The sequence below is a fragment of the Clostridium estertheticum genome (assembly GCF_011065935.2).
Classification (GTDB): Bacteria; Bacillota; Clostridia; order Clostridiales; family Clostridiaceae; genus Clostridium_AD; species Clostridium_AD estertheticum_A.
On sequence record NZ_JAAMNH020000001.1, the window covers coordinates 5,239,290 to 5,265,247 of the forward strand.

Genomic DNA, 25,958 nt, shown 5'->3' on the forward strand with positions numbered 1-25,958 from the left:
CATAAATATAAAAATAATAATTTCATTTAAGCATTAAACCCATTAAATTCGTTCATAGCCTCAGTGCTTCCTTTTGCTATTATAGCTTCAACAGCTTTTATAGTCGCTTCAAAGGTCTTTTCTACCAGTATTCGGTCCCCACTTCCAAATCGTCCTAAAACGTAAGATACTCGCGACCTTTCTGGTTGTCCTACACCTATTTTTATTCTTGGAAATATGTCTGAGCCCATACTCGCAATAATGCTTTTTATCCCATTATGTCCCCCAGCACTGCCTTTACTTCTTATCCTTAATTTACCTACATCCAAACTAATATCATCATATATTATGATGATATTTTCATTAGGAATCTTATAAAAAGAAGCTGCTTGCTGCGCACTCTCTCCACTTAAATTCATATATGTACTAGGTTTTAAAAGGATAACCTTTTGGGATGATATATTAATTTCTCCATACACACCTTTAAATTTTACCCTATTAACTGAAACATTATACTTGCCTGCCATTAAATCAATTACATCAAATCCTACATTATGCCTTGTATGTTTATATTCGTCTCCTGGATTTCCTAGTCCAATTACCAAGTACATTATTGCCTCCAAATATTATTATGTTTAAGCCATTTATCCACCACATAATATTTTTTTATTTTATTTATAATATTATACTAAAAAAAAGTTTAATCCACAACTTTATATAAAATTTACGGACTAAAATTATGGTAATAATATTATTACCATAATTTTTATTTAATATCTTTAAATTGTAATTTTATATCAATATTTTATTGTATTTTTAATTCAGAGAGAACTATGCTAATCTCCTTAATTTTTCCACCTCTCCAAATTTTACAGGATAAGCGCCCTCCAACTTTGTATTTCTCCAGAATTCTGCTTAGCTGCTCCATGTTTTTAACACTTTTTCCACCTATTTCAGTTATTATATCAGTAGGCATAATTCCAGCTACAGCAGCACCACTTCCCCTAACAACTTCTTGTACATACACGCCCTCTACACCATTATTGCCCACCGAAATCGCAGTTCCTCCATAAATGCCTATTGCCGGTCTAATAACTTTACCATAAGTCATTAAATCATTAATAATTTCTTTAGCTGCATTTGTACTTATAGCAAAACCCGTGCCTTCATTTCCAATGACTGAATTAATTTTCAAACTATTTATACCAATAACTTCTCCATAGATATTGCATAATGGTCCCCCACTATTCCCTGGATTTATAACTGCATCAGTTTGTATTACTTTATAGATTGTTTGTTCCCCAGTTTTTTTATTAACTATATTAATTTTTCTGTCTAGTGCGCTTATAATACCCGCAGTAACAGTTCCTGAAAACTGCTCCCCAAGTGGATTACCAATAGCAACAGATAAATCTCCTACCTTGACCTTTGATGAATCACCAAATTTTGCAGTAGGCAGATTGTTAGCTTCAACTTTTATAACCGCTAAATCCGATATAGCATCCCCACCTATAACTTTTGCTTTCAAAACGTTATCATTACTCAATTTTACTTTTATTTCTGTTGCACCTTCAATTACATGATAATTAGTAATAATAAACCCATCGCTTTTATATATAATTCCTGAACCACTTCCTTCTGGAGTGTTCCACAATTCTTCTTCTTTGTTACTTATGCCAACTACTGTTGGTGATACTTTTTGAGCAACTTGCGAAATAGAATTTTCAAATATTCCCTGGATGCCACTCCCTGAAGCATTTGAGTTTAAAATACCACTAACATCTTTTGGTGCTTTATCTTTATTAATTGCATACTGGGCTGTAATTCCCCCAGAAAGGGATGCTATTAGTATAAAAGTAAATACTTTCGTAAATGATTTAAAATAATTTTTTTTATTGTTTTTTCTAAATTTAATTTCTCCAAACATATTATTACTAGACTCTGCATTCTTCCAAAAAGCATCTTTTATTTCTTCACGAACCTTATAGTTATTCTTATTACCCATAACATCACCCCCCTAATGGTTATAACTAAATCACGGAAAAAGTATTTTATTTTACTCTCATCAATGTAAAAGTAAAGTAAACACCATTATCCTTATTTTCAACCCATATATCTTCCTGTAATTGAGTTATTATATTTCTCACTATAGATAATCCAAGTCCAGTACTATCCTTCGCTGTTCTTGCTTTATCTGCTTTATAAAATCTATCCCAAATATGCAATAAATCTTCCTCTGCTATTTTGGGGCCATCATTGAAAACAGTTATAAAGGCTTTTTTTCCTTTAATTTTTGAGCTGATTTTTATTTTACCGCCTTCATTTACATATTTTATTGAATTATCTAATAAATTTGTAATCACTTGAACTAACCTATCCTTGTCTCCCGCTACAAATAAATTATCCTCATCAAAGCATACATCTACAGATGCCCTTTTCTCTTTAATTTTTCTTTCATAATTTATAACTGTAAGTCTAATTATTTCGTTAATATCCACTTCCATAATTCTTAAACTAAACTCCCCTGCTTCAATTGCAGACATATCTAGTAAGTCATTTACAAGTCTAGTTAACCTTTGAATTTCTTCATAGGCGATAGACAAGTAGTATTTTTCCTTTTCCTTTGGAATTACACCATCTAGTATTCCACTAATAAACCCCTTAATTGAGGTTATTGGAGATCTAATCTCATGGGATACATTGGATATAAATTCACGTCTATTTTTCTCATTTTTCTCTATAGAATCAGCCATAGAATTAAAAGATTGAGCGAGTTCTCCGATTTCATCATCCGATTTCAAATAAACTCTCTTATCTACATCTCCATTAGATATTCTTCTAGCTACAGAATTAATCTCTGCTAAGGGCTTTATGATTATCTTTTGTGAAAAATAATATATAACGACACAAGAGAATATTATTGCAAAAATTGAAGATACCCAAATTATCTCATAAACTCGTTTTAAGGATTGGCTTAATTCTTCAACAGAATTGTACAATATTATAGAACCCTTAAATGTCCCTGCCGCTGTCATTATGGGTGTTCCATAAACTCTTACGGCTTTATCAAATATTCCAGCATAAGGTCCTGTAACCTCGAAAGTGTTACCAAGCCTAAGCTGCTCTAGTTCCTTAACAAAGACCTGTTTATACATAAATTCTTTATGCTCTTTATTTGATACAGCATAAACAAATCCGTTACTATCTGTAAGCCAAATATCAGACTTTATATAATCACCAATTATTGTTATTATATCGTTCACTTGCTCGGAAGTAACATCCCCCGCCATATATTTCTTAGCATAATCTTGTATCATATTGGACTTATCGAGAAATTGATCTTTCCGCTCATTGAAAAAATAATTTTGAAACCAATAGGATAGAAAAGAAGCAATAATTATAAGGCTCATGGATATTATAATAGTATAGGTTGCTAGCATCTTAGAAAATAGTCCTTTTTTAACCATCTATTTCACCTCGAATTTATATCCTACTCCCCAAACAGTCTCAATTTGCCAATTCGGACCTCCTTGAAGCTTTTCTCTTACTCTTTTAACATGCACATCCACGGTTCTAGAATCTCCTGGATAATCGTATCCCCAAACCTCACATAGTAGCTGCTGCCTAGTAAAAACCCTATTCTTATTAAGAGCTAAATAATGTACTAATTCAAATTCCTTAGGTGGCATTTTTACTTCTTCACCTTTATAAGTAACATTATAAGAATTAATATCAATTTCTAAATCCTCAAAATTCAAAACTTCTTTACCACCATTATCTAAGTTGTAACGCCTAAGCACAGCCTTAACTCTTGCAATTATTTCCTTTGGCTCAAAAGGTTTTACTACATAGTCATCAGCTCCTAATTCTAGCCCTAGTACCTTATCAAAGGTTTCTCCCTTGGCAGTAAGCATAATAACCGGCGTTTCATGTTCTTTTCTTATCCACTTCAAAACATCTATACCATCAATATAAGGCAACATTATATCCAGTAGTACCAAATCTGGTTTATAGCTTAGAAAAGCTTCCTGTGCAGCCCTACCATCATGTACTACTTTTGTTGCATACCCTGAACTTTCAAGATACATTTTGATTACCTCAGCAATATTTTTATCATCATCAACTATTAGTATTTTCCCTATAGTTCCTTCCATATCCTTACCTCCAAAATATTTTCTCTATTATTTTTTCTATTATTTTTTGTATTATCATATTGTAAAAATAGCTAACAAATTATTCTTGTTTATTTTTTTGAAAATTTTTAACAAATAATTTATCTTATTATTAATTTATCATACTTTAATGTCAACTGATTAGCTTTTTTGAAAATGTTACAAATTATTCACTGTTGTGATTATCTAATTGCTGCTTTTACATGTTTATTTCTTATGTATAGTATAATCATTATCTCACTTGTATATAAATATTACAAAAAATATATTTTTGCAAACTTCATAATTAGCAGTAAGGCCACCCATATAAATATTATAGATTATAAAAAAATAGCGATACTTAATTATAAAAATAATTAAGCATCGCTATTTTAACCTATGTATTTATAAATTAGAGTCTTCCTCGAATAGTTTGCTTACAGAAACATCCTCGTATATTCTCTTTATGGCCTCAGCCAAAATTGGTGCTACAGATAATGTAACGAATTTATCACAATGTTTATCTTCTGGCAAATCAATGGTATTTAATATTATTAATTCTTTTATTACTGAATCATTTATTCTTTGAATAGCAGGTCCGGATAGTACACCATGACTACAACAAGCATAAACATCTTTTGCTCCCAGTTTAACTAGTGCATTAGCTCCATTAGTTATAGTTCCAGCTGTATCTATCATGTCATCCATCATAATACATGTTTTTCCTTTAATATCCCCTATAACATTCATAACCTCTGTAACATTAGCCTTTGGTCTTCTCTTATCAATTATAGCTATTGAAGCATGTAATTTATCTGCAAACTTTCTTGATCTAGCAACGCTTCCAAGGTCTGGCGCAACTACAACTACATCATCTCTATCCTTAAATCCTTTTTGGATATAATATTTTGCAAGTATAGGTGTACCCATTAAATTATCAACAGGAATATTAAAATATCCTTGTATTTGAGCTGCATGTAAGTCCATAGTAAGTACTCTATCTGCTCCTGCAGTTGTTAAAATATCTGCCACAAGTTTCGCTGTGATTGGATCTCTAGCTTTTGCTTTTCTATCTTGCCTTGCATACCCATAGTATGGTATAACCGCAGTTATTCTTCCTGCAGATGCTCTCTTAAAGGCGTCAATCATAATAAGTAATTCCATTAAATTGTCATTTACTGGAGCATTAGTTGATTGAACAACAAATACATCTGCGCCCCTAACAGTTTCATGAATATTAACAGATATTTCACCATCACTAAAAGTTCCTACGTTTGAATCTCCAACTTTTAGTCCTAGTATTTCAGCAATATCTGTTGCCAATTTAGGATTTGAATTACCTGTAAAAATCTTAATATTTTTGCCGTGGTTTATCATCTGTAATCCTGATTTCCAAAATCATATAAATTATATTTTATTATACTTTATATAAATTTTCATTCCATCCACTAAATAGAATGGTAGTAACATATATATCCCTTTTACTACAAAAATCAGTTTTCCACCTCCCTTTATTATTTACTTATTAAATCATCACCTTTGGTGCTGAAATATGGTTAACTATTTTGACTTGTTACTTTGTTTCATAGGTCCTTTTTCTACTACCCAATTTTCAATATTCACTTGCCTTGCTCTAGCTATGGCCAATGCATTTTTAGGAACTTCATTTGTAATTGTAGAACCAGCTGCGATATATGAATTATCATTAACTTTTACAGGTGATACAAGGTTAGTATTGCATCCTATAAAAGTATTATTGCCTATTATTGTTTTGAATTTTGATTTTCCATCATAATTTACAACTACAGTGCCGCAGCCAAAATTACAGCCACTTCCAACCTCAGCGTCACCTATATAAGTAAGATGGGATACCTTTGTATTATCTCCAATAGTTGATTTTTTAATTTCAACAAAATCTCCTATTCTAGCATTTTCACCTATATTACTTTCTGGTCTAATGTAGGCATATGGTCCCACAGTTGTTCCCTTGCCTACCTTACTTTCGATTATTACAGAACTTTGAACTGAAACTCCATTTTGAATAATACTATCCACAATTCTATTGTTCTGATAAAGAACACAGTTTTCTTTAATAATTGTCTTGCCTTGTAGTATATTCCCTGGGTATATAATCGTATCTTTTCCTATTATAACTTCTGAGTCAATATAGGTGTTATTCGGATCCATTATTGTAACTCCATTTTCCATATGCATTCTATTTATTCTCGTTCGCATAATTAATTCTGCATCTGCAAGCTCTACCTTGGAGTTAACAGCAGTAATTTCTTCAATGGGAACATCAAAAGCTCCAATTTTAAGCCCTTGACTTTTTAATATACCAATAACATCTGTTAAATAGTATTCCCTTTGGGCATTATTATTATTTAATTTATCTAGACCATTGTGTAATTCTTCTATATTAAAGCAATACATTCCTGAATTTATTTCTTGAACTAATACTTCTTCAGGAGTACAGTCTTTAAACTCAACTATTTTTTCAACATCATCAATTTCATTCCTAATTATTCTACCATACTTTCCAGGTTCCTTCATGGTTGAAGTTAATATAGTAGCTTTAAACTCTCCCTTTTCATGATAATCTAAGAGTTCTCTTACAGTTTTTTCAGTAATTAGTGGCCCATCTCCAACAAATATGGCTACCGTGCCTTTATGACCAGACAAAAATTCACTAGCACACATTACTGCATGTCCTGTTCCTAACTGATCTTCTTGAAGGGAATAGTTGATTTTTCTGTCTTCTGTTGCTTTTTCAACTTTCTCGGCTCCTCTTCCAATTACCACATCAACCATTTCAATATCTGCACTTCTAATAGTGTCAATAACATGATTTATCATTTCTTTACCACAAACCTTATGTAGAACCTTAGGAGTATTAGAATTCATTCTTTTCCCTTCACCTGCAGCTAATATTATAGCGCATTTATACAAATTAAACACCTCTTTATACATTAATTCGACACATTTAAACATTTTAATTACATTATATTCAATTAAATTACTTCTTACATTATATTTTATATTATATTTAATTGCAAGAAGCCTTGTGGCTTTTTAAATGTTTTCTTTCAAAAAAATAAAAAGGGGTTTTCACCCTTTTTATACTTCTGGATTTTCTACTTCTTTTTCTTCTTCTTTTTCTTCTACTTTGTCCTCTAAATTTTCTACTGTTTTTACTACTTTTACAGGTTCTTCACTTTTTACTTTTTCATACTCTTCCAAAATAGCTGTTTGAATCTTTTCCCTTGTTTGAGTATTTATTGGGTGTGCTATATCCTTGAATTCTCCATCTGGAGTTTTCCTACTCGGCATAGCGATAAAAAGTCCACTTTGTCCTTCTATAACTTTAATATCATGAACAACAAATTCATTATCAAAAGTTATTGATACAATGGCTTTCATTTTACCCTCTGTAGCTATTTTCCTGATTCTAACGTCTGTAATTTCCATATACTCCACCTCCAAGTTGCATTATATTGCGTTATAATTATACTATTTCTCTATAACTTGGCTTATTCCTTCTTAAATTGTAAAAAAATATTAAATCTTTTGAATATTATGCTTTTTCAAAGGTTTTTGATGGAGTTAACTGAGATTTACCTTCTGTATTTATTCCTTTAAACTGAATAATTGATATATACTCTTCTATTAATTTATGCCCACTTTCAATATTCTCAATGAAAACTCCAATACCTAAAAGTTCACTTTCAAACTCTAAAAGCAAATTAATTATGCCTCTTGCAGTTCCCCCAGCTTTCATAAAGTCGTCTATAAAAATGCATTTGCTTCCTTTTTTTATAGAGTTTCTTGTAAGCGACATAGTTTGAATTCTATTGGTAGAACCAGATACATAGTTGATGCTAACGGTACTTCCCTCAGTAACCTTAGGGTCACGCCTAACTATAACTAATTGAACCCCTAGCATTTTTGCCACTTCATACGCCAGTGGTATTCCTTTAGTCTCTACAGTTACTACATAGTCTATATGCAGTTCATTAAAAGCAGATGCAAGAATTACTCCTGCTTTGTGTACTATTTCTGGATTATACATAATATCAGTCATATATATAAAATTTCCTGGTATTACTCTATCTTTGTGGCTTAAAACCTCACATAGATCCTCTGCGAATGTTCTACTTTCCTCCTGGGAGACTCCACAAATATACTTTACTCCACCAGCTGCGCCTGCAACTGTTTCCACTCTTCCCATTGATAGGGCACTTAGCGTTTCGCGGACAATAACAATGTCCTCGCTAATTGTGGATTTAGCTGCATTAAACATTTCTGTAAATTTTTTTAAATTAATTGTCTTATTAGGATTTTCTGTTAATATTTTAGTAATTCCTGTAACTCTTTGATTTCTACTATATTTATTCATTAATTATCACCCATATCTTTATTTTACGAATTTTACCTAGCAAAAATTTAACTATCATTCGTAATTTTATTGTAAATCTTTTTAATAACTATTACAATGCTTATCTAAGTAATTTCAAAACATTGTATTTATTGCTTGCTAACCATCACCTTCCATTCCCCTATAATTTCCTATGAGACACCTTAAAAAAAATATTGTTCTATATCTGTGTTGTTTTTGCGAGATTTTGTATATAATTAAGAAGAAGCTTTAAACATATGAAAATAGACTAGCTTCATGATTTGTTATTTATTCGAATGTGCCTTATGTTCATTAATTTGTTATAATCAATATTAATGGGACTTGCATATACTAAATAAGTGTAATAATTTATAAGGAGTTGATATAATGTCTTTTGATTTTATAAAAGATAAAAACAAGAAAATTCATTTTATAGGTATTGGCGGTATAAGCATGAGCGGCCTTGCTGAAATACTTATAAAAAATAATTATAAGGTTTCTGGTTCAGACATGCAGTCATCACATATAACAAATAAACTTATTAAAAATGGTGCTGAAATTTCTATAGGCCACAATGCCGATAACATAAAGGACGCAGATTTAGTTGTTTACACTGCTGCTATTTCTCCTGAAAATCCTGAATACCTTAAAGCTATGGAGTTAAATCTCCCTTTAATGGATAGAGCTGAATTTTTAGGTCATATTATGAAAGGCCATAAGTACAATGTTGCTGTATCAGGTACACATGGTAAAACTACTACAACATCCATGGTAGCCCACATTATTTTGAAGGAAAATGTGGACCCTACAATCCTTGTGGGTGGGGAACTGGATGTTATTTCCGGTAATGTTTTAGCTGGAAATGGTGACTATTTTATTACGGAAGCTTGCGAATATAAAGCGTCATTTTTAAAGTTCTTTCCCTATATTGCAACAATAACAAATATAGATGCGGATCACCTAGATTACTATAGAGATATAAATCACATTAAAGAGACTTTTGTAAAATTTATTAATCTTATACCTAAGGAAGGTTATTTAATTGCAAATATAGATGATGATAATGTTAAAGAAATTCTAAATAATAATTCTTATAACTGTAATATACTTACTTATGGGATAAATGAAGGAATGCTTAAGGCCAAAGATATTAGCTATAATGAATTGGGCTGTGCAACTTTTGACGTATATAAAAATGATCATTTACTATTTAAAATAGATCTTAATGTACCAGGACAGCATAATGTTCTAAATGCGCTTGCAGGTATAGGAACCGCTCTATGCCTTGATTTTACTGAGGACTCAATTACTTCAGGTCTTTCTAATTTTAGGGGTACTCATAGAAGATTTGAGATAAAGGGAACTAAAGATGGGGCAACTGTTATTGACGATTATGCTCATCATCCTACGGAAATTAAAGCATTTTTAAGTGCTGCAAAAAATTATCCTCACAATAAAATCTATTGTGTATTTCAACCTCATACTTATTCAAGAACTATAAGCTTATTTGAAGATTTTTCAGATTCTTTTTATGATGTGGATAATCTAATACTAGCAGATATTTATGCTGCCAGAGAAAAAGATGCGGGTGTAATAAGCTCAAATATGCTCGGTGATAGAATAAGATCCAAAAATGTAAATTGCATAAATCTTCATAGCTTTGATGAAATTGTAAATTATCTTAAAAATAATTTAAAAGATGGTGATGTGCTTCTTACAATGGGTGCAGGAGATGTTTTTAAGGTAGGAGAAATGTATTTAAAGTAATTAATTTAATATTTTCCAATTTTAGTATTGACATTCATTGACAAGTAAAGTATTCTTAAAAAGGAATCATTTGAAAAAACTGTTAATAATTTTATGAAAAGGAGGTAGTCATCATGATTAATAATAAAATGCGTATTAATGATTGTATTGCAATTGATTTATTTACATCCAATGGCATTTTTATGTCTAAAACTTCATATGATAGTCCTACCTTAATGGATATTATCTTTTCATAATAGTTTATCTTTATTAAAGTATTTTTATGAAATTATAAACATTGGTCATGGGCTACTCGCCCATGACCTTTTTATATGAGTTAATTTTTTATGTGTGCATATTGATGTAGCATAAGATTAATGATTTTTTAAGCCATGGATAATTCCATGGCTTTTTTATGTTAACTAATCACATAAGTGATTAATTATAAATATTAAAAACAAACAAAGGGAGGAATTACAATGTATAGTACCAAAAGTTTAACAATACCAAAATCTAGTTTAGGAGGGATATTTATGAAGCTTAGTTTTTTTAAAAACAGAAAAACCCAATATACTTATTGGGCAAAACCTCTATTCTCAAATACATTTAAATGCATTAGTGACCTTGACTATTTTCTTATTACAAGCAGACACATTTAATTTATTTACTAATATCTAATAAAAATTTGAAAGCGAGGTAATTAAAATGTACAAATCTAAAGATTTAACAAAATCAAAATTTAGTTTAGGAGGAATCACAATGGGATCTGCATTCTTTAAACATAGGGATCTACTCAGTCGTTATCGGCGAAAGCCATTATATTTATGCAATACCTGCCAGAGCAATGCTTTATATTATTTCATAGTATTATATAAACGCGTCTGAGATTGTATCATTGCGATACCGATTATTATGATTTAATATTATATAAACACTTGAAATACTTTAAGAAATAGATTAAGTTCTATTTCTTAATCTACTAATCAATACTATATGGACCCTGAAGGAGGCGACATTTTATGAAACGAATTTTAAAATATGTTACAAAATACAAACTCTTTATTATTATAGCTACTATCGCAATGTTAATTAGCATTGCACTAGACATGTTTAATCCCTATTTAGTAAAAATTATGATTGATAAAGTACTACGCAATAGTGAATATAATCTTTTAACTTTTGTGTTAATGTCTCTTGCTGGAATTACTCTTGTAAGGTCGCTACTAGGCTATATTAGAGAATACAGCTTAGATTATTTATCTTCTAGAGTAAGCATAGATCTAAAAACAGATCTATTTGATCATATTCAAAGTTTACCTTTTAAATATTTTGATAGTATGAACACTGGCGAACTTATGTCCAGGATGGGTTCTGACGTGGATAATGTATGGCGGTCCATCGCTTTTGGTATAGGACTCGCTATAGAACAGGTGATTTATTTTCTAGTTGCCTCGGTACTAATATTTCGCATGAACTGGAAACTTGCACTAGTGACGCTTATAACAATGCCTCTTATTGGCTATATAGCATTGAAACTTGAAAACGAAGTTGGAGAGGCATTTGGCGCCATAAGTGATCATAATGCAGTTTTGAACACTACGGCTCAAGAAAACATTGCTGGTGTAAGGCTTGTAAAAGCTTTTGCTAGAGAAAGACATGAAACCTTAAAGTTTTTAAACCATAACAGAACAAATTATGATCTTAATATGAGGCAAACTAAGATATGGAGTAAACATTTCCCTATGATAGAATTTTTGTGTAATATGTCTGTACTGGCAGTAGTATGTGTTGGTGGAGTGCTGGTAATTGGAAAAAGCCTATCTATTGGTGAACTAGTGGCCTTTAGCCAATATGTTTGGATGTTAATTTGGCCGATGAGAATGATAGGTTGGCTTACAAATATCATAACTCAAGCAAATACTTCTGCTAAAAAAATCTTTGATATAATGGACGTAGAACCAGAAATTAAAGATAAAGATGATGCCATAGCTATGCCTGTAATTAAGGGCGCTATAAAATTTGAAAATGTATCTTTTAAATATAATGAGAATTATATTTTGGATAATATAAATTTAGATATACCTGCTGGAAGCACTGTTGCAATAATGGGCACGACAGGTTCCGGTAAAAGCTCTCTTGTAAATCTCATAGGCAGATATTATGAAATATCCAAAGGCTCAATTACTGTAGATGGTAATGACGTACGTGATATCTGTATCCATGATTTGAGGAGTAAGATGGCTGTAGTTGCTCAAGATACCTTCTTATTTTCAGAGAGCATTTTTGAGAATATCCGTTTTGGAAAACTTGAAGCCTCCCTTGAGGAGATAAAAAAAGCTTGTAGCGACGCCTGCGTGGACGAATTTCTAGGCAGTCTTCCAGAAGGCTATGAGACAATTATTGGAGAAAGAGGCCTAGGGCTCTCCGGTGGTCAAAAACAAAGACTTTCTATTGCAAGGGCGCTAGTTAAGGATTCTAGTATTTTAATACTTGATGATGCTACTTCAGCCCTGGATATGGATACGGAATACAATCTTTTAAAAAATCTTCACCATAGAAATAATAAACAAACTACTTTTATAATTGCACATAGAATTTCAGCAGTTAAAAATGCTGATATTATACTATTCCTTGAGAATGGTCATGTGGTGGAAATGGGAAATCACCAAACTCTCCTTGAAAAGAGAGGGCAATATTATGATGTATACACTCAACAATTTACAGACTTTATGGATCTCGAAGGGGCGGTGGTATAATGGCTAGAAATTCAACACAGCAAGATGAACAAATTGAGGAAGCTTCCAAGGGGAAATTAATAATAAGGATATTTAGTTATTTAAAGCCTTTTAAGCTCAAAGTAGTTTTAGTTATACTCCTTATGATAATAGTAATGGTATGCTCACTGCTAAACCCATATATTTTAAAGCTAGCAATAGACAAATATATAGGAACCTCTAATATACGAGGCCTGGCACAAATTGCTGGATTTATGTTAGTTTTCAATGTGATATCCCTCATTGCCTCTAGAGTAAGAATTAATATTATGGCCTCAGTCACCAACTCTGCGCTATTAAATATAAGGCAAGAATTGTATAATCATATTCAAAAACTATCCTTTACCTTTTTTGATAATAGACCCGTTGGCAAAATACTTGCAAGAGTAATTGGAGACGTAAGTTCTCTGCAGGATCTCTTTGATAATAGCGTAACTAGCTTTATACCTGAAATCTTAACTCTTGTGTTTGTAACAATTATTATGTTTTCTATGAATATTAAATTAGCGCTAATTTCAATTTCATTCTTACCAGTGCTAGTTATCTGTCTTTTTTCTATAGAAATATTTTCTAGAAAACGCTGGCAAATATATAGATCTAAACGTTCTAATCTTAATGCCTTTACCCATGAAGATTTTTCTGGCATAAGAATAGTTCAATCTTTTGCCACTGAAGACAAAACCTCTAAAAGCTTTACAACCTATGTTAGTGATATGATGAATTCCTTTCTAAGGGCTGTTAGATTAAATGATTTGTTTTGGCCCATGGTGGAGTTATCTTGGGGGCTTGGAAGTTTACTCGTATATTGGTATAGTGTGCCTCTTATAAAGGCAAAAACATTAACTATTGGTGAACTCGTCGCCTTTACTGCTTATATTTCAATGTTTTGGAGACCTATTATGAACATCAGTAATTTTTACAACACATTAATAACAAATTTCTCTTCTGCAGAAAGAATCTTTGAAATACTAGATATAAAACCAGATATTATAACTATTGATAAGGCTATAAAAATGCCTAAAATAAAGGGCGATGTGGAATTCAAAAATGTAGTTTTTAGTTATGATAGTGATGTTTCTGTATTAAACAATGTTAGCTTTAAAATAAAAGCAGGAGAAACTGTAGCTTTAGTAGGTCCTACAGGTGCTGGTAAAACTACCATAATAAACTTAATTAGTAGATTTTACGATGCGGGTAGCGGAGAGGTTTTAGTAGATGGCAAGAATGTATCTCATGTTGATATTGAATCCCTTCGAAGTCAAATGGGAATAATGCTACAAGATACTTTTCTCTTTTCTACTACTATTATGGAAAATATTCGTTATGGAAAATTAGATGCCACAGACGCCGAAGTAATAGCTTCAGCTATTGCAGTTAACGCGGATTCTTTTATCATGAAGCTAGATAATGGTTATGCCACAGAGGTAAATGAAAGAGGCTCTAGACTTTCAGTTGGTCAAAGGCAGCTTATATCCTTTGCTCGTGCACTGCTTGCTAATCCGAGAATATTAATATTAGATGAAGCTACTTCTAATATTGATACCACAACAGAAAAACTTGTACAAAAGGGCATTAAAAAACTCCTATTTAATAGAACCTCCTTTGTTATAGCACATAGGCTGTCAACTATAAGAGATTGCGATAAGATAATGGTTATAGATGATGGTAGAATTGTGGAGGGTGGAACCCACGCTCAACTTATTGCTCTAAAGGGATTATACTATGATCTTTATATGTCTCAGTATAAATTCTTGAATGAAGGGGCTTAAATCATCATCTGCGACGCTGCAATATTAACGGCTTCAGAAGTGGGCGCCTTTCCCTCTGAAATATCATTAAAAACTAATTAATGTAACACAAATGTAATTGAGTTATATTCAAAAGGCACATCAAATCATTGATAAGTCTACATTCCTTAAAAAGGAATGTAGACTTATAATATCAAGTATTTTTTTCTATTTATTTACATCTAAAATTTAAAATACTATGAGCGGGACAAAAATTATATCTGCTATAAAAAACAAAATACCACAAAACATAAATCCATAGACATTATAAATTAGTAACTACTATAGGTTGACCATCTTCATCAATCAATGTTATATAATCATTATTCTTAACGAACCTACTATATTGTTCTTTTTTTCCACATAAAAACTCATCCAAAAATCTTATTGTCATATCGTTTATTACTTCATGTGCTTTTTCTACAGATAAAGTTTCACTCTCCATTCTTTCACCTTTTATTATTGAATAATCTGTAAAGGTCATATGTCTAGAACCATTAAGCTTTATAAAAGACTTATAACCACATAAATAATTAAAAAGCGCTTTTTGTCCCTTATCTGAGTCTCTTAGAACATTATCATAGAGAATAATTTGCTTTTTAAAGTGTTCATCATCAAATTTATCTTTCAAATAATCAATAAACATCTTCATAGATGCTTCATAATTAAAACTACCTCTTCTAAAATTCAAAACAGGTGTATTTAATGTTTGCTTTTCTTTTATATCTTCGCTTAAATTTAGAAATTGTAAAGAAGCATCAAAAAGCACTGTAGCTTTAATTCTAGAATCACATTGAGAAGCTTTAAAAACAGCTGCACCTCCTAATGAGTGTCCTATTATTCCAATTCGTTGTAAATCAAGTTTGTTTTTTATAACATCATCTTCACTATTTAATTTTTCTAATTGATTTAATACAAATAGAATATCATTTTTTCTAACATCTATAAGATTTTCCTTTTCATCTTGAGTAAATTCTTCCTTTGATGGTTCAAGTATTTTACCATTTGGAAAAACAGTGAACATACTATCATAAATGTGCTCTATGGTAAATACCACATATCCCTCGTTTACTAATTCTTCAATGTTAAAAGTCATATAATCCCTTGGGGATCCGAGACCTGTTGAATGTATAATTACTGGATATGTAACCTGTTTTTTACTTATAGGAGCATCATTATATATATTAGTCTTTATACTTCCAAGGAATTTTTCCTTTTCTGTATCACTTTCTAAAGGTACCATTTCTTTAAACCTGTTAATAAATTCATCTTCCCTTGGACTATATAAGTCCGCATAAAGTGCCTGTCTACTTTCTTTCCATGTTTCATCAATAGGATAATAAAAACTTATAATCACCTTTCTATTCTCATCACATTCTATTAATGTTTCTTTTCTTTCTTTATCTTCTAGAACTTTTACTATTCTTCCTATTTTCATTTACATTTCACCTCATTTATATGATTCACCATATATCAATGAAAATATTATATTATTTACCAATATATAGTATACTTTATATTATATATTGGTAAAGTAAAGAATACTAGAATATAATTCCAAAGATATAAAATAAACTGAATACTGATATAGGAATAGACGGGTACTGCCTTATTCCTCAAGCTGTATCTACTGGGCTTACAGACATTATGCTTCCAGTTAAAAGTCTATCCGCATTAAGATCAATAAATCCAAACTATGATAGCTTAGCCCGATATAGTAACAAGTTAAATATTACTGGAGTTCACGCCTTTACCCTTGAAACTGAGGAAGAATCCTCTACTCTAGCTTGTAGAAACTTTGCTCCTGCTGCTGGCATAGATGAAGAAGCCGCTACGGGAACTTCTAATGGAGCACTTGGTGCATATTTAGTAAAAAATGATGTGCTAAACTTTGAAGATAATCTAACTATAATCTGTGAACAAGGCTACTATATGAATAGCCCTAGTAAAATAATTGTAAGACTCGAAGGGCGCAAGTATGACTTAACAGTAAAGGTTGGAGGTAAGGCCATAATTGTTAGGTCAGGGCTTACTTCAGAGTATAAAATTGCTGAAGTATAATCTTCATTTCATATGCCCTACAAATAATGTCTTAAAATTTCTCTAACTGTATGGCTGTTCATGAATTCATTTTCCCTTACCCCATATTCCTTTATTTTCTTTATGAATTCCTCATAAAGCACTGGACAATTCTTTTCAGTATATTTAAACGCCTTGTCTGGTAAGTCTACTGAAAAATCTATAGGATATATTTCAGTATGAATAGCGTTGTTTCACTTGCTAGTAATACATGCCTTGCTGCATTATTTCGATTCTCTCTATTATGTTTTTTTCCAATAATTTAAAGATTCTCTCGCCCTTTTCCACTGTTGCTAAAGTTGCATCTCCAGTAAGTGCATCTTGAAAAATAGTTTTCCCTCTATCCACAAATCGTACAGGTATAAGTTGCTTATTAGGATTTTTCATTGCTTTATCCATTTGTACAAGCTCTTCATTGTAATATAAAATAGCTGAAGTTTCATCTTCCCCAGCATGCCCTTGCCCTTCTGTAATTGTAAGTATATCTCCTGAAAAATCTAACCACCAATTTATTGTCATGACAGTGGCACCAAGCGGAACCAATTTTTCGGCCGCTAAACTAAGGGCCGTTATGTTTCCTCCATGTCCGTTAAAAAAAATAATATTTTTAAGTCCATTTTCATAAAAGCTTTTTCCTACATAATACACATACTCTGCCATAACTTCAGACGGCATAGTTACTGTCCCTGGATAAATGGACAAATCATAACTCTGTCCATATGGAATTTCTGGAGCAATCCATATTTTATCACCTATTTTTTCATTTATTTTTTCACAAAATAATCTAGGTGAAAAAATATCTGTACCTAAGGGTAAATGATGCCCATGTGCTTCCACTGATCCTATAGGAATAATTATTGTATGATTTTTTTCACTATATTTTTTAAAATCATCAGAGGTATACTCTATTATATACATAAATTATCTTTAGTGAGAGGGTGTACAACAATTACACAAACCCACTAAATATTCACTTCCCTTCTTTGTTAGGTTTTAAACTATTTAATATTATTGGCTTTATAAAATGATAGTCCAAATAAAATAAATAATATAATAGAAATTCTATCAGCAATTAAATTATTAGGAGGATATATGAAGATGAAAGTATTTACAGTATTATATATAGCAGCAATAATAAATGATATTATAATATATATATTATTAATCTTTTTTCTATATAAATATATTAGCAAGAGCATAGCTAAATTTAATGATAATGATATAGATATTAGGAGTAATAAACTTATCATATTTTTTAAATAAAATAGTTTTAAGACAAAAATAATTGTAAATAAACATATTAAGTACATAGCATACCTATTTTTAATGATTTTTTTCATTTCTCAATCCTCCAATTTCCATGATTATTTTCATATTATATCAATATAACTATTTTACTTTCATATTTATGATTTTTATACTTATTATATATATTTCCATATAAGTTTATTAAATCCTCTTAATAAGCTTATGTGAAAAAATAAAACTCATATCCTTATAATAAAATAAGGATATGAGTCTGTTATTATCTATATTAAATTTTAAAATTTAGGTTAGCGATCTAGGAGGCGTAACAACTAATAATGCAAACGAAGCGAAAGGACTGTTGAAATTCTATTTAGAAATTCTATACCTTTATTTCCTATTATATTTCATAAAAAGCTGTTCCACTACTTTTCTACTTTCAGGCTGAATATGTTGAAGAAGGATATTGTAAGGTTTTTTATCTACTTTTATAATATAAATTTCTTTGTTATTTCAACCTTATTTATATCATTAAACATAATAATCTTACCCTTTGCCGAAAAATTACTATTAAGTTCAAATCTGTCCTTTTCAAAGGTCAAATAGTTTAAATTCTCTAGTCTTCTATGATTACTTTAATATATCAAAAATTATTTTCATATCCACAAAAAATTCACTTTCTCTTACTTCTATATGTATTTCACTATAATCCATTTCAAAATTTGCCATGGTGGAGTGAACTCCACTATCACTTAAAAAGTGTACCGTACATATATTGTTATCTTCTAGAATGCAAAATCTTATAAGTATGCTTTTAACTGATGGAAATTGCACTCTAGACAGTATATACTTAGGGGCATTGTGTAAATACATATTTACACATCTAGTATCTATTGGGATTATTAAATCAAGGTTATACGCATCTTTTTGTATTTCCCTTACCTGGAAATCGCTATCTATTTTAAGGTTACTTTTTTCATAAATCATAGGTACCTCCAGTATAAAATTTAATATAACTATTTTATTTACAATATATTATATCATATTTATTTAAAAATGCCTTGATTCTAATTTTTATTATCTTTTCTTTATCATAATATTAAATTTTAATAATATTTATTTATGAAAACAACTATTATTAGTTGAAAACAGTTATCAAGATGCTTATAATATAAATAAGCAATAGACATTTGCGGCAAGCTACATTTATATTATAGTGAAATTTGGAGGTATTATTATGAGTATACAAATTAAAATTTTCTCCGACTATATTTGACCCTTCTGTTATGTCGGCAAAGGTATTGTCGAGAAACTAGAAACAGAATACGACCTTGATGTGGAATGGTTGGGGCTAGAAATACACCCTGAAACTCCTGAAAGCGGCGTAAATCTTAACGAAAAATTCAGTAAATCTAATTTAGACCAAATGTTAAATAACCTTAGTCACTCAGGTTCTCAATATGGAATTAGCTTTGGAAAATTAGAAAGAATGCCTAATTCTCATAACGCTTTAGAGGCTGCAGAATTTGCTAAAGCCCATGACAAGTCAAAAGAGTATCATTCTGCACTAATGGATGCTTACTTTAGAGATTTAAAAGATATCGGTGATTTAGAGGTGCTTGGTAACTTAGGTAAAGCCCTTGGTCTAAATAAAGAGGAACTTATTGCTGCTGTCAAAGATAGATCCTATGAAACAACTTTAAATAATAGTAGCAAGGATGCTCATAACATGGAAATTAATAGCACGCCTACTTTTGTTATAAATAACAAATATTCTATAGTTGGTGCACAACCTATAGAAGAATTCAGAAAATTATTAGATAAACTCAAATAAAACAATAAGCCTTGCAAAATGCAGGGCTTATTTATTATTATGCTATTTCATAAGTTTCTTTAGCAGTTTAATTTTATCATTATATGGTGCATATCTTATTTTAACATCTATAAGATTGCTCTTTTTTATTACACTTTTTTTGTGAGAAAAAACATCATAGCTTCCTTTGCCATGATAAGCACTCATTCCACTAGCACCTACGCCCCCAAAAGGTAAATATGGTGACGCTACATGCATAATTGTATCATTTATGCATCCTCCACCATAAGAAATCATTTCTATTATCCGCTTTTGGTGGTTTTTATTAGTAGAGAAAAAATATAATGCTAGAGGTTTAGGTCTTGAATTAACCATTTTTATAACCTGCTCTAAATCCTCAAATTCTATGATTGGCAGAATAGGTCCAAATATTTCATCCAGCATAATAGGGTCACTCCAGGATATATTATCAATAATAGTTGGTGCAATATATTTTTCTATCTTGCTATATTCTCCGCCTGTTACAATGTTACCACTGCCTAGCAATCCTACGAGCCTATCAAATTGCCTTTCGTTTACTATCCTTGGAAAATCATTACTCTTTGCTGGATTTTCTCCGAAAAATTCTTTGATGTATCCTGTTAATTCAGTTAAAAGTTTTTCTTTAACACTTTGGTGTACTAATACATAGTCCGGTGCAACACAAGTTTGTCCTGCATTTAGAAACTTGCCCCAAGCTATTCTTTTTGCCGCTAGCTTTAAATCAGCGTCTTTGTCCACAATGCATGGACTTTTTCCACCTAGTTCTAAGGTTACAGGAGTAAGATGTTTTGAAGCTGCCTCCATTACTATTTTACCAACAGGTACACTACCGGTAAAAAATATATAATCAAACTCCTCTTTCAAAAGTGCCTCGGAAGATTCCTTACCGCCGTAAGCTTCAACAACACAAACAAACTCCTCAGAAAAACTCTCCTCAATTACTTTTATAATTACTTCAGTGGTCTTTATGGCATTTTCAGAGGGTTTTAACATGGCACAGTTGCCTGCAGCTATAGCTCCAATTAGTGGTGCCATTAATAGCTGGAATGGATAATTCCAAGGTGAAATAATTAAGCTAACTCCATAAGGCTCTGAATATATATAACTAGAAGATAAAAAATTTGTTAGCGGAGTCCTTACTTTTTTAGTTTTAGACCAGGACTTTAAATGTTTTACAGCAAAATTTATCTCATCTAGAATTATTCCTATTTCAGTAGCATAGGCTTCAAATTCAGACTTATGCAAATCAGCCCATAGTGCCTCTAATATTTGCTTTTCATTCTTTTTGATAGACTTTTTTAAGTTAACCAGCTTCTCTATACGAAAATCTAAATCTCTCGTTGCTCCAGTATTAAAATAATTCCTTTGCTTTTCTAAAACCATCTGTATATTATTCATTTTTCACTGCTCTCCCCCTAATAATATTTTTTCTTGCACATTTAAGTTCTCATCATGAGGTGGTTTTCAACTTCTCATAACTAAACTCTATTCTTTTGTTTAGTCTATTAAACATAGTCTAGTCTTTTTCATTTCATTTGACAATCATTATTAACTTAAGCCCATAAAAATATATCTACTGGAATTATTAGCTTCCAGTAGATTTATAATGTGCAACTCCAAATTTAAACACCTGCAATGCCAGAATGAAGAAAACTATTCCTACAATTGGTGATACCCACGGTAGCCAAGTTGGTGAATTTAAGGGATCCGTTTTATTTAAAATCCCCATGGCTGGAAAATAATTAACACATGCTAGCGGGACTACAAATATAAAAAACTTTCTAAACCAAGAATCATATATAGTTACAGGAAATTGAGCTATTTCTACGCCCCCATAGGTAACCATATTAACGACCTCAAGGCTCTGGACAGACCAAAAGGATAAAGTGGCTTGTAATACAAATAACCCAGAAAACAAAAATGCTCCCCCCAAAATTGAAATAATTATAAGCATAACCTTAATAAAACTCAAGCTATTATTTAGAGACCACATAGCCCAACAAAGGACTATGAACCCCTGTGTAAATCTACCTATTCTCATCAATTGAAATTCCTGTCCAACAATTTGAAGTACGAGGCTTCTAGGCCTCAAAAGTATTCTGTCAAACTCCCCAGTCCTAACCTTACTATCAAAGGTATCAAACCCTCTAGCCGCTGTTTCTGCTATAGCAAAAGCCATGTGTATCATTCCATAGAAAAGTGCAATCTCAGGTAAATTCCACCCTTTTATAGCACCAAACCTATCAAATAAGACCCAAACACCTATAAAATCTATAAATGTTATTGCAAAATGAGCTATGGCCATCATTATAAATGATGCCTTGTATTGCATTTGACTTTGAATTGAAACACTTATATATCTTAAATAAAGTTTAGTAGCATTCTTCATATCTTACCCCCTTTTATTCCTCTAAAGGAGATAACAATTATCAATTGTTACCCCTTAGCATTCCTCTGGAGGAGATAACAATTATCAATTGTTATCCCCCTTGAACCTCAACACGTTTTAATCCTCTTGAAATTAACCACTTCCCATATAAAATTAATATCCATGTCCAAATAAGCTGGTGAAAAAGAAATGGAAGTATGCTATTTGGCTTTATATGACCTAAATAAAATCTCATAGGTGTATCTACCAGTCCACTAAACGGAAGTATTCTAAGTATTGGCTGCATCCAGGTCGGGAACAGTGGTAACGGTACTGTCATACCAGAAAAAATCATAACCACTGCAGGCAATAATCTTTTAATCCCATCTCCTGATATAGTCCAGAGCATAGAAATGTTAAATAAATTGGTTATAGCACAAGAAAGTAACAAAGCACCAATGGTGACCAAAATCCATGCTCCAAAGGAGGCAAACGAATTTGGTGGTTGCATACTATACTTTTCCGGCAAAAAAAATAGTGTGACTACAAATAAGGGTATTGCGCGAAGTAAGGTGGGTGCGGTTCTTTGTGCAAATGCCCTGCAAAACCAATGATTATATAAATCTAATGGCCTGCAGAGTTCGTAAGCCACATTGCCGGAGCTAATCATTTCTTGAATTTCAGCGTCTCCGTTCCAAGGTAGCATCCCTAAAAAAGCTTGACTAATCCATATGTATGTAACTGTTTGACCATAAGACATAGGTTGAGTGGTGGAAGTCGAGGCATAAAATGCTGCAATAACCATAACTCTAACAAACCCAAATAAGAATTGCGTACAAATCCCTGCTATAGCTGCAACTCGATACTGTATTAATAGCATAAACCTTAATTTTACAATGGATATATAGGCTCTCATATCTTAAATTCTCCATAGAATTTTGCAATTACTTCATCTATAGGCGGATTTTCAATAAATAAATCTTTTATCATATATTTAGATGATATATTCCCTATTAATTGTGCTGGAGTTATTTTATCTGGATTGAAATCTAGATAAGCCCTATTGCCTTCTACTTTTACTAGTTTAGCTCCTTCTATAGATATTTCTACAATTTGCTGCTCCAAATCTATTATTAGCCTACGCTCTTTAGACACTTTATTTCTAATCTCATTAATGGTTCCATCTAAAAGGATTTGACCTTTTCCAATGACCATAACTCTAGAACATAGTGCCTCAATATCATCCATATCATGAGTAGTTAAAATAACAGTTGTCCCATGTTTTTTGTTAAGATCTTTTATAAATTCTCGTACAGCAATTTTTGATACAGCATCTAGTCCAATAGTTGGTTCATCAAGAAAGAGAATTGGTGGTGTATGAAGTAAGGATGCTGATATTTCGCATCGCATTCTTTGACCTAAGCTTAATTGGCGTACCGGCACCTCTAAGATTTGCTGGAGCTTTAATCTTTCAACTAATTCATCTTTAGTTGTCTTATACTGAATTTCCGGAATATTATAGATATCTTTTAAAAGTTCAAAGGAATCAATTACAGGCAAATCCCACCAGAGCTGAGAACGTTGTCCGAATACAACGCCTATATTTTTAACGTGAGAAATTCTATTTTTCCAAGGTACATTACCTAAAGCCTCACAACGTCCTGAATCTGGAACAAGAATTCCACTTAATACTTTAACTGTAGTAGATTTTCCCGCTCCATTAGGACCGATATAACCTACTAATTCTCCTGCATCCAGTTTAAATGAAATTCCTTCTAAGGCATTTACAGTGGTATATTCCCTATGGATAAGCCCTTTTGTGGCATTCCATAAGCCTGTCCTTCGTTTAGCTATTTGAAAGGTTTTTACTAAGTTTTCAACTATGATTTGTGGCACCATATCCCCCCTTGCAGTTCTCTGTAGTACAAAACAATTATTAATTGTTTTGCCCCCTTCACTTTTTAATATTTTCGCATTCTAAAATCACATAATTTAACACTTTTAAAATAGTCTACTTATGTAAATACTTATATACACATATTTTAGTTTCAAATTTTATAAATATATTGTGTAAAAGCATTAATCTTTGGTAACACTAAATACGAAAAATTGTTTTGGAGGTATACAAAATGAAAAATTTTATAATTTCAGCTATAGTAGATATAATAATAATTTTCTCTTCTTATTTTCTATTTAGAAGTGTTATAAGTGGACCAACTCGTCATAGATTATATGAAAAATTTATGAGTTCTTTTGCAAAATTTATAATTGTTATTTTTGTAGCTAGTGCATTAATCACGTCTCTCACTGCACTAGTTTTGTACAAAACAAGGTATATTGTATATATCAACATATTAGCTCCCGCACTAGTGTCAATACTTGTAGGCTTCGTAATGTCTACTGTACCCACTAGAGGTGTGGGCGATAAAGAAAAGGATGCTAAAAAATAAATATAGAGCAGTTTTCCCGATGATATTATTTTAATATCATCCGAAAAACTGCTCTATTCTTTTAAATCTCACTTAAGTTTTATTTTCTGGCCTGTTTACCTTTGAATTCTATTAGATAATCAAGAGAACAAAAGAATATGCTAATTTAAATCCATATAAAATTATAACTACTCCACAGACCAAATTTATTATTTTAATAACCGAAATATTAAATCTACCTTTAAAAAATGAAATGATTGTTGCGAGTGAAGTAAACCAAATGAAGGATGCCATGCATACCCCTATAATAAAGTAGATACCCATATCTACTGGAAGCATCGCTCTCATACCACCAAGTAATAAGGATCCATCAATTATAGCCTGAGGATTTAGCCAAGTTACTGCAAAACATGTCCATATTATTTTTATAATGGATTTATTCACATCTATAGAGTCTTCAGATTGAATTTTGGGCACCTGCCTTAAAAGTCCTACCCCAATATAAATTACCGCTATACTCCCTAGTAAAAGAATAATCATCTTTAAAAGGTTGAACCTTTCCATAAGTTCCCCTACACCTAAAAAACATGATAGTGCAAGAGAGATATCAAAAAATATAGTGATAAATGCCACCTGATATGCTTTTAGTCTGTTTTTGTGTATAGCCGTATTTATTACAAATATGTTTTGTGTTCCTATAGGAGCCACATAAGCAAACCCTAAAAGCAGTCCTTGTATTAAATATTCATGCATTTGTTTCCTCCTATCTATTGCATCTTTAAGATAGTAAAATACTATTGAATCTCACAGGTCTGAAGTTACATAGTTCTTGACTAATTGTTATTTCTTTTTAAATTATAACTTATACATATTATCATGTATAGACTGAATATATTTCGGTCTTATTTTTCATAAATCATCACCTTCCGCACTTTAATATTAGGGGATTCAGAAGGAAATCTATAATATATAAATCCTATATTTCTTGCATTGGAGAAATACTTGTAAATACTGTTGACATTTATACCTTCCTATTATATAATAAAGAAGTCGTCGGGGTGTAGCGCAGCTGGGAGCGCGCGTGGTTTGGGACCATGAGGTCGCAGGTTCAATCCCTGTCACCCCGACCAAAAAAGAGTTGTCTAACGG

At 31.5% G+C, this 25,958-nt stretch carries 24 protein-coding genes, 1 tRNA gene and 1 pseudogene; 10 read left to right on the plus strand and 16 right to left on the minus strand.

The features are described 5' to 3' along the window. Window positions 1–26: 26 nt before the first annotated feature. The 8 genes from pth to purR form a co-directional block, all read right to left on the minus strand. Window positions 27–590 (minus strand): aminoacyl-tRNA hydrolase, encoded by a 564-nt coding sequence (gene pth, locus G9F72_RS25030; RefSeq protein ID WP_164957103.1) that lies wholly within the window; start codon window positions 588–590, stop codon window positions 27–29. 194 nt (window positions 591–784) lie between these two features. Further along, on the minus strand, window positions 785–1,984 hold the full coding sequence (locus G9F72_RS25035; protein ID WP_164957104.1) for a trypsin-like peptidase domain-containing protein: 1,200 nt from the start codon (window positions 1,982–1,984) through the stop codon (window positions 785–787). 46 nt (window positions 1,985–2,030) lie between these two features. Next, the gene (locus G9F72_RS25040; protein ID WP_164957105.1) at window positions 2,031–3,446 is read right to left on the minus strand and encodes a sensor histidine kinase; all 1,416 of its coding nucleotides are present in this window, start codon (window positions 3,444–3,446) and stop codon (window positions 2,031–2,033) included. Then, window positions 3,447–4,133, minus strand: coding sequence for a response regulator transcription factor (locus G9F72_RS25045; RefSeq protein WP_164957106.1), 687 nt, complete (start codon window positions 4,131–4,133; stop codon window positions 3,447–3,449). A 402-nt stretch (window positions 4,134–4,535) separates the two neighbouring features. After that, the gene (locus G9F72_RS25050) at window positions 4,536–5,507 is read right to left on the minus strand and encodes a ribose-phosphate diphosphokinase (RefSeq protein ID WP_164957107.1); all 972 of its coding nucleotides are present in this window, start codon (window positions 5,505–5,507) and stop codon (window positions 4,536–4,538) included. Window positions 5,508–5,690: 183 nt separating this feature from the next. Beyond that, complete coding sequence (gene glmU / locus G9F72_RS25055) at window positions 5,691–7,079, minus strand: bifunctional UDP-N-acetylglucosamine diphosphorylase/glucosamine-1-phosphate N-acetyltransferase GlmU (RefSeq protein ID WP_164957108.1); 1,389 nt, start codon at window positions 7,077–7,079, stop codon at window positions 5,691–5,693. Between the two features lie 168 nt (window positions 7,080–7,247). Beyond that, window positions 7,248–7,598 (minus strand): septation regulator SpoVG, encoded by a 351-nt coding sequence (spoVG, locus tag G9F72_RS25060; protein ID WP_168714448.1) that lies wholly within the window; start codon window positions 7,596–7,598, stop codon window positions 7,248–7,250. A 106-nt stretch (window positions 7,599–7,704) separates the two neighbouring features. Beyond that, complete coding sequence (purR, locus tag G9F72_RS25065; RefSeq protein WP_164957109.1) at window positions 7,705–8,526, minus strand: pur operon repressor; 822 nt, start codon at window positions 8,524–8,526, stop codon at window positions 7,705–7,707. Between the two features lie 387 nt (window positions 8,527–8,913). On the opposite strand from purR, the gene murC reads away from it, so the two are divergent. The 5 genes from murC (at window position 8,914) to G9F72_RS25085 (ending at window position 14,815) form a co-directional block, all read left to right on the plus strand. After that, window positions 8,914–10,293 (plus strand): UDP-N-acetylmuramate--L-alanine ligase, encoded by a 1,380-nt coding sequence (gene murC, locus G9F72_RS25070; RefSeq protein WP_164957110.1) that lies wholly within the window; start codon window positions 8,914–8,916, stop codon window positions 10,291–10,293. A gap of 113 nt (window positions 10,294–10,406) precedes the next feature. Continuing rightward, the gene (locus G9F72_RS27260) at window positions 10,407–10,529 is read left to right on the plus strand and encodes a hypothetical protein (protein WP_263487072.1); all 123 of its coding nucleotides are present in this window, start codon (window positions 10,407–10,409) and stop codon (window positions 10,527–10,529) included. A gap of 222 nt (window positions 10,530–10,751) precedes the next feature. Continuing rightward, window positions 10,752–10,931, plus strand: a complete 180-nt coding sequence (locus tag G9F72_RS25075; RefSeq protein ID WP_164957111.1) for a hypothetical protein — start codon at window positions 10,752–10,754, stop codon at window positions 10,929–10,931. 360 nt (window positions 10,932–11,291) lie between these two features. Further along, on the plus strand, window positions 11,292–13,028 hold the full coding sequence (locus G9F72_RS25080; protein ID WP_164957112.1) for an ABC transporter ATP-binding protein: 1,737 nt from the start codon (window positions 11,292–11,294) through the stop codon (window positions 13,026–13,028). Continuing rightward, on the plus strand, window positions 13,028–14,815 hold the full coding sequence (locus G9F72_RS25085; protein WP_164957113.1) for an ABC transporter ATP-binding protein: 1,788 nt from the start codon (window positions 13,028–13,030) through the stop codon (window positions 14,813–14,815). Before G9F72_RS25080 ends, G9F72_RS25085 begins: the two co-directional genes overlap by 1 nt. A 283-nt stretch (window positions 14,816–15,098) precedes the next feature. On the opposite strand, the gene G9F72_RS25090 is transcribed toward G9F72_RS25085, so the two are convergent. After that, on the minus strand, window positions 15,099–16,271 hold the full coding sequence (locus G9F72_RS25090; RefSeq protein WP_164957114.1) for an alpha/beta hydrolase family protein: 1,173 nt from the start codon (window positions 16,269–16,271) through the stop codon (window positions 15,099–15,101). 173 nt (window positions 16,272–16,444) lie between these two features. On the opposite strand from G9F72_RS25090, the gene G9F72_RS25095 reads away from it, so the two are divergent. Next, window positions 16,445–16,894 carry a PhzF family phenazine biosynthesis protein gene (locus G9F72_RS25095; protein WP_224676324.1) on the plus strand — a complete coding sequence of 150 codons (450 nt, stop codon included), beginning with the start codon at window positions 16,445–16,447 and terminating at the stop codon, window positions 16,892–16,894. A gap of 219 nt (window positions 16,895–17,113) precedes the next feature. Here G9F72_RS25095 and G9F72_RS25100 read toward each other — a convergent pair whose 3' ends face one another. Continuing rightward, a complete protein-coding gene (locus G9F72_RS25100; protein ID WP_164957116.1) occupies window positions 17,114–17,830 on the minus strand; it encodes a creatininase family protein in 717 nt (238 codons plus the stop codon). A 174-nt stretch (window positions 17,831–18,004) separates the two neighbouring features. Between G9F72_RS25100 and G9F72_RS25105 the strand changes: the two genes are divergently transcribed. Then, on the plus strand, window positions 18,005–18,175 hold the full coding sequence (locus tag G9F72_RS25105) for a hypothetical protein (RefSeq protein ID WP_164957117.1): 171 nt from the start codon (window positions 18,005–18,007) through the stop codon (window positions 18,173–18,175). Between the two features lie 612 nt (window positions 18,176–18,787). On the opposite strand, the gene G9F72_RS25110 is transcribed toward G9F72_RS25105, so the two are convergent. Beyond that, complete coding sequence (locus tag G9F72_RS25110; protein WP_164957118.1) at window positions 18,788–19,144, minus strand: hypothetical protein; 357 nt, start codon at window positions 19,142–19,144, stop codon at window positions 18,788–18,790. A 301-nt stretch (window positions 19,145–19,445) separates the two neighbouring features. Here G9F72_RS25110 and G9F72_RS25115 point away from each other — a divergent pair. After that, window positions 19,446–19,991 (plus strand): annotated as a pseudogene (locus tag G9F72_RS25115) (DsbA family protein); the annotation flags it as partial. Between the two features lie 42 nt (window positions 19,992–20,033). Here the strand turns inward: G9F72_RS25115 and G9F72_RS25120 are convergent. The 4 genes from G9F72_RS25120 to G9F72_RS25135 all read right to left on the minus strand — a co-directional run bounded on the left by G9F72_RS25120 (window position 20,034) and on the right by G9F72_RS25135 (window position 24,276). After that, on the minus strand, window positions 20,034–21,410 hold the full coding sequence (locus G9F72_RS25120; protein WP_164957119.1) for an aldehyde dehydrogenase: 1,377 nt from the start codon (window positions 21,408–21,410) through the stop codon (window positions 20,034–20,036). A 187-nt stretch (window positions 21,411–21,597) separates the two neighbouring features. Continuing rightward, a complete protein-coding gene (locus G9F72_RS25125; RefSeq protein WP_164957120.1) occupies window positions 21,598–22,401 on the minus strand; it encodes an ABC transporter permease in 804 nt (267 codons plus the stop codon). Between the two features lie 91 nt (window positions 22,402–22,492). After that, entirely contained in the window at window positions 22,493–23,296 is an 804-nt protein-coding gene (locus G9F72_RS25130) for an ABC transporter permease (protein WP_164957121.1), read from the minus strand. Beyond that, on the minus strand, window positions 23,293–24,276 hold the full coding sequence (locus G9F72_RS25135) for an ATP-binding cassette domain-containing protein (protein ID WP_164957122.1): 984 nt from the start codon (window positions 24,274–24,276) through the stop codon (window positions 23,293–23,295). Before G9F72_RS25135 ends, G9F72_RS25130 begins: the two co-directional genes overlap by 4 nt. 233 nt (window positions 24,277–24,509) lie before the next feature. On the opposite strand from G9F72_RS25135, the gene G9F72_RS25140 reads away from it, so the two are divergent. Further along, window positions 24,510–24,830: a hypothetical protein gene (locus tag G9F72_RS25140; RefSeq protein ID WP_164957123.1), complete on the plus strand. Its 321-nt coding sequence runs from the start codon at window positions 24,510–24,512 to the stop codon at window positions 24,828–24,830. A 111-nt stretch (window positions 24,831–24,941) separates the two neighbouring features. Here G9F72_RS25140 and G9F72_RS25145 read toward each other — a convergent pair whose 3' ends face one another. Continuing rightward, entirely contained in the window at window positions 24,942–25,562 is a 621-nt protein-coding gene (locus G9F72_RS25145) for a LysE/ArgO family amino acid transporter (RefSeq protein ID WP_164957124.1), read from the minus strand. Window positions 25,563–25,863: 301 nt separating this feature from the next. Between G9F72_RS25145 and G9F72_RS25150 the strand changes: the two genes are divergently transcribed. Continuing rightward, window positions 25,864–25,939: transfer RNA gene (locus G9F72_RS25150), tRNA-Pro, on the plus strand. Window positions 25,940–25,958: the final 19 nt, after the last annotated feature.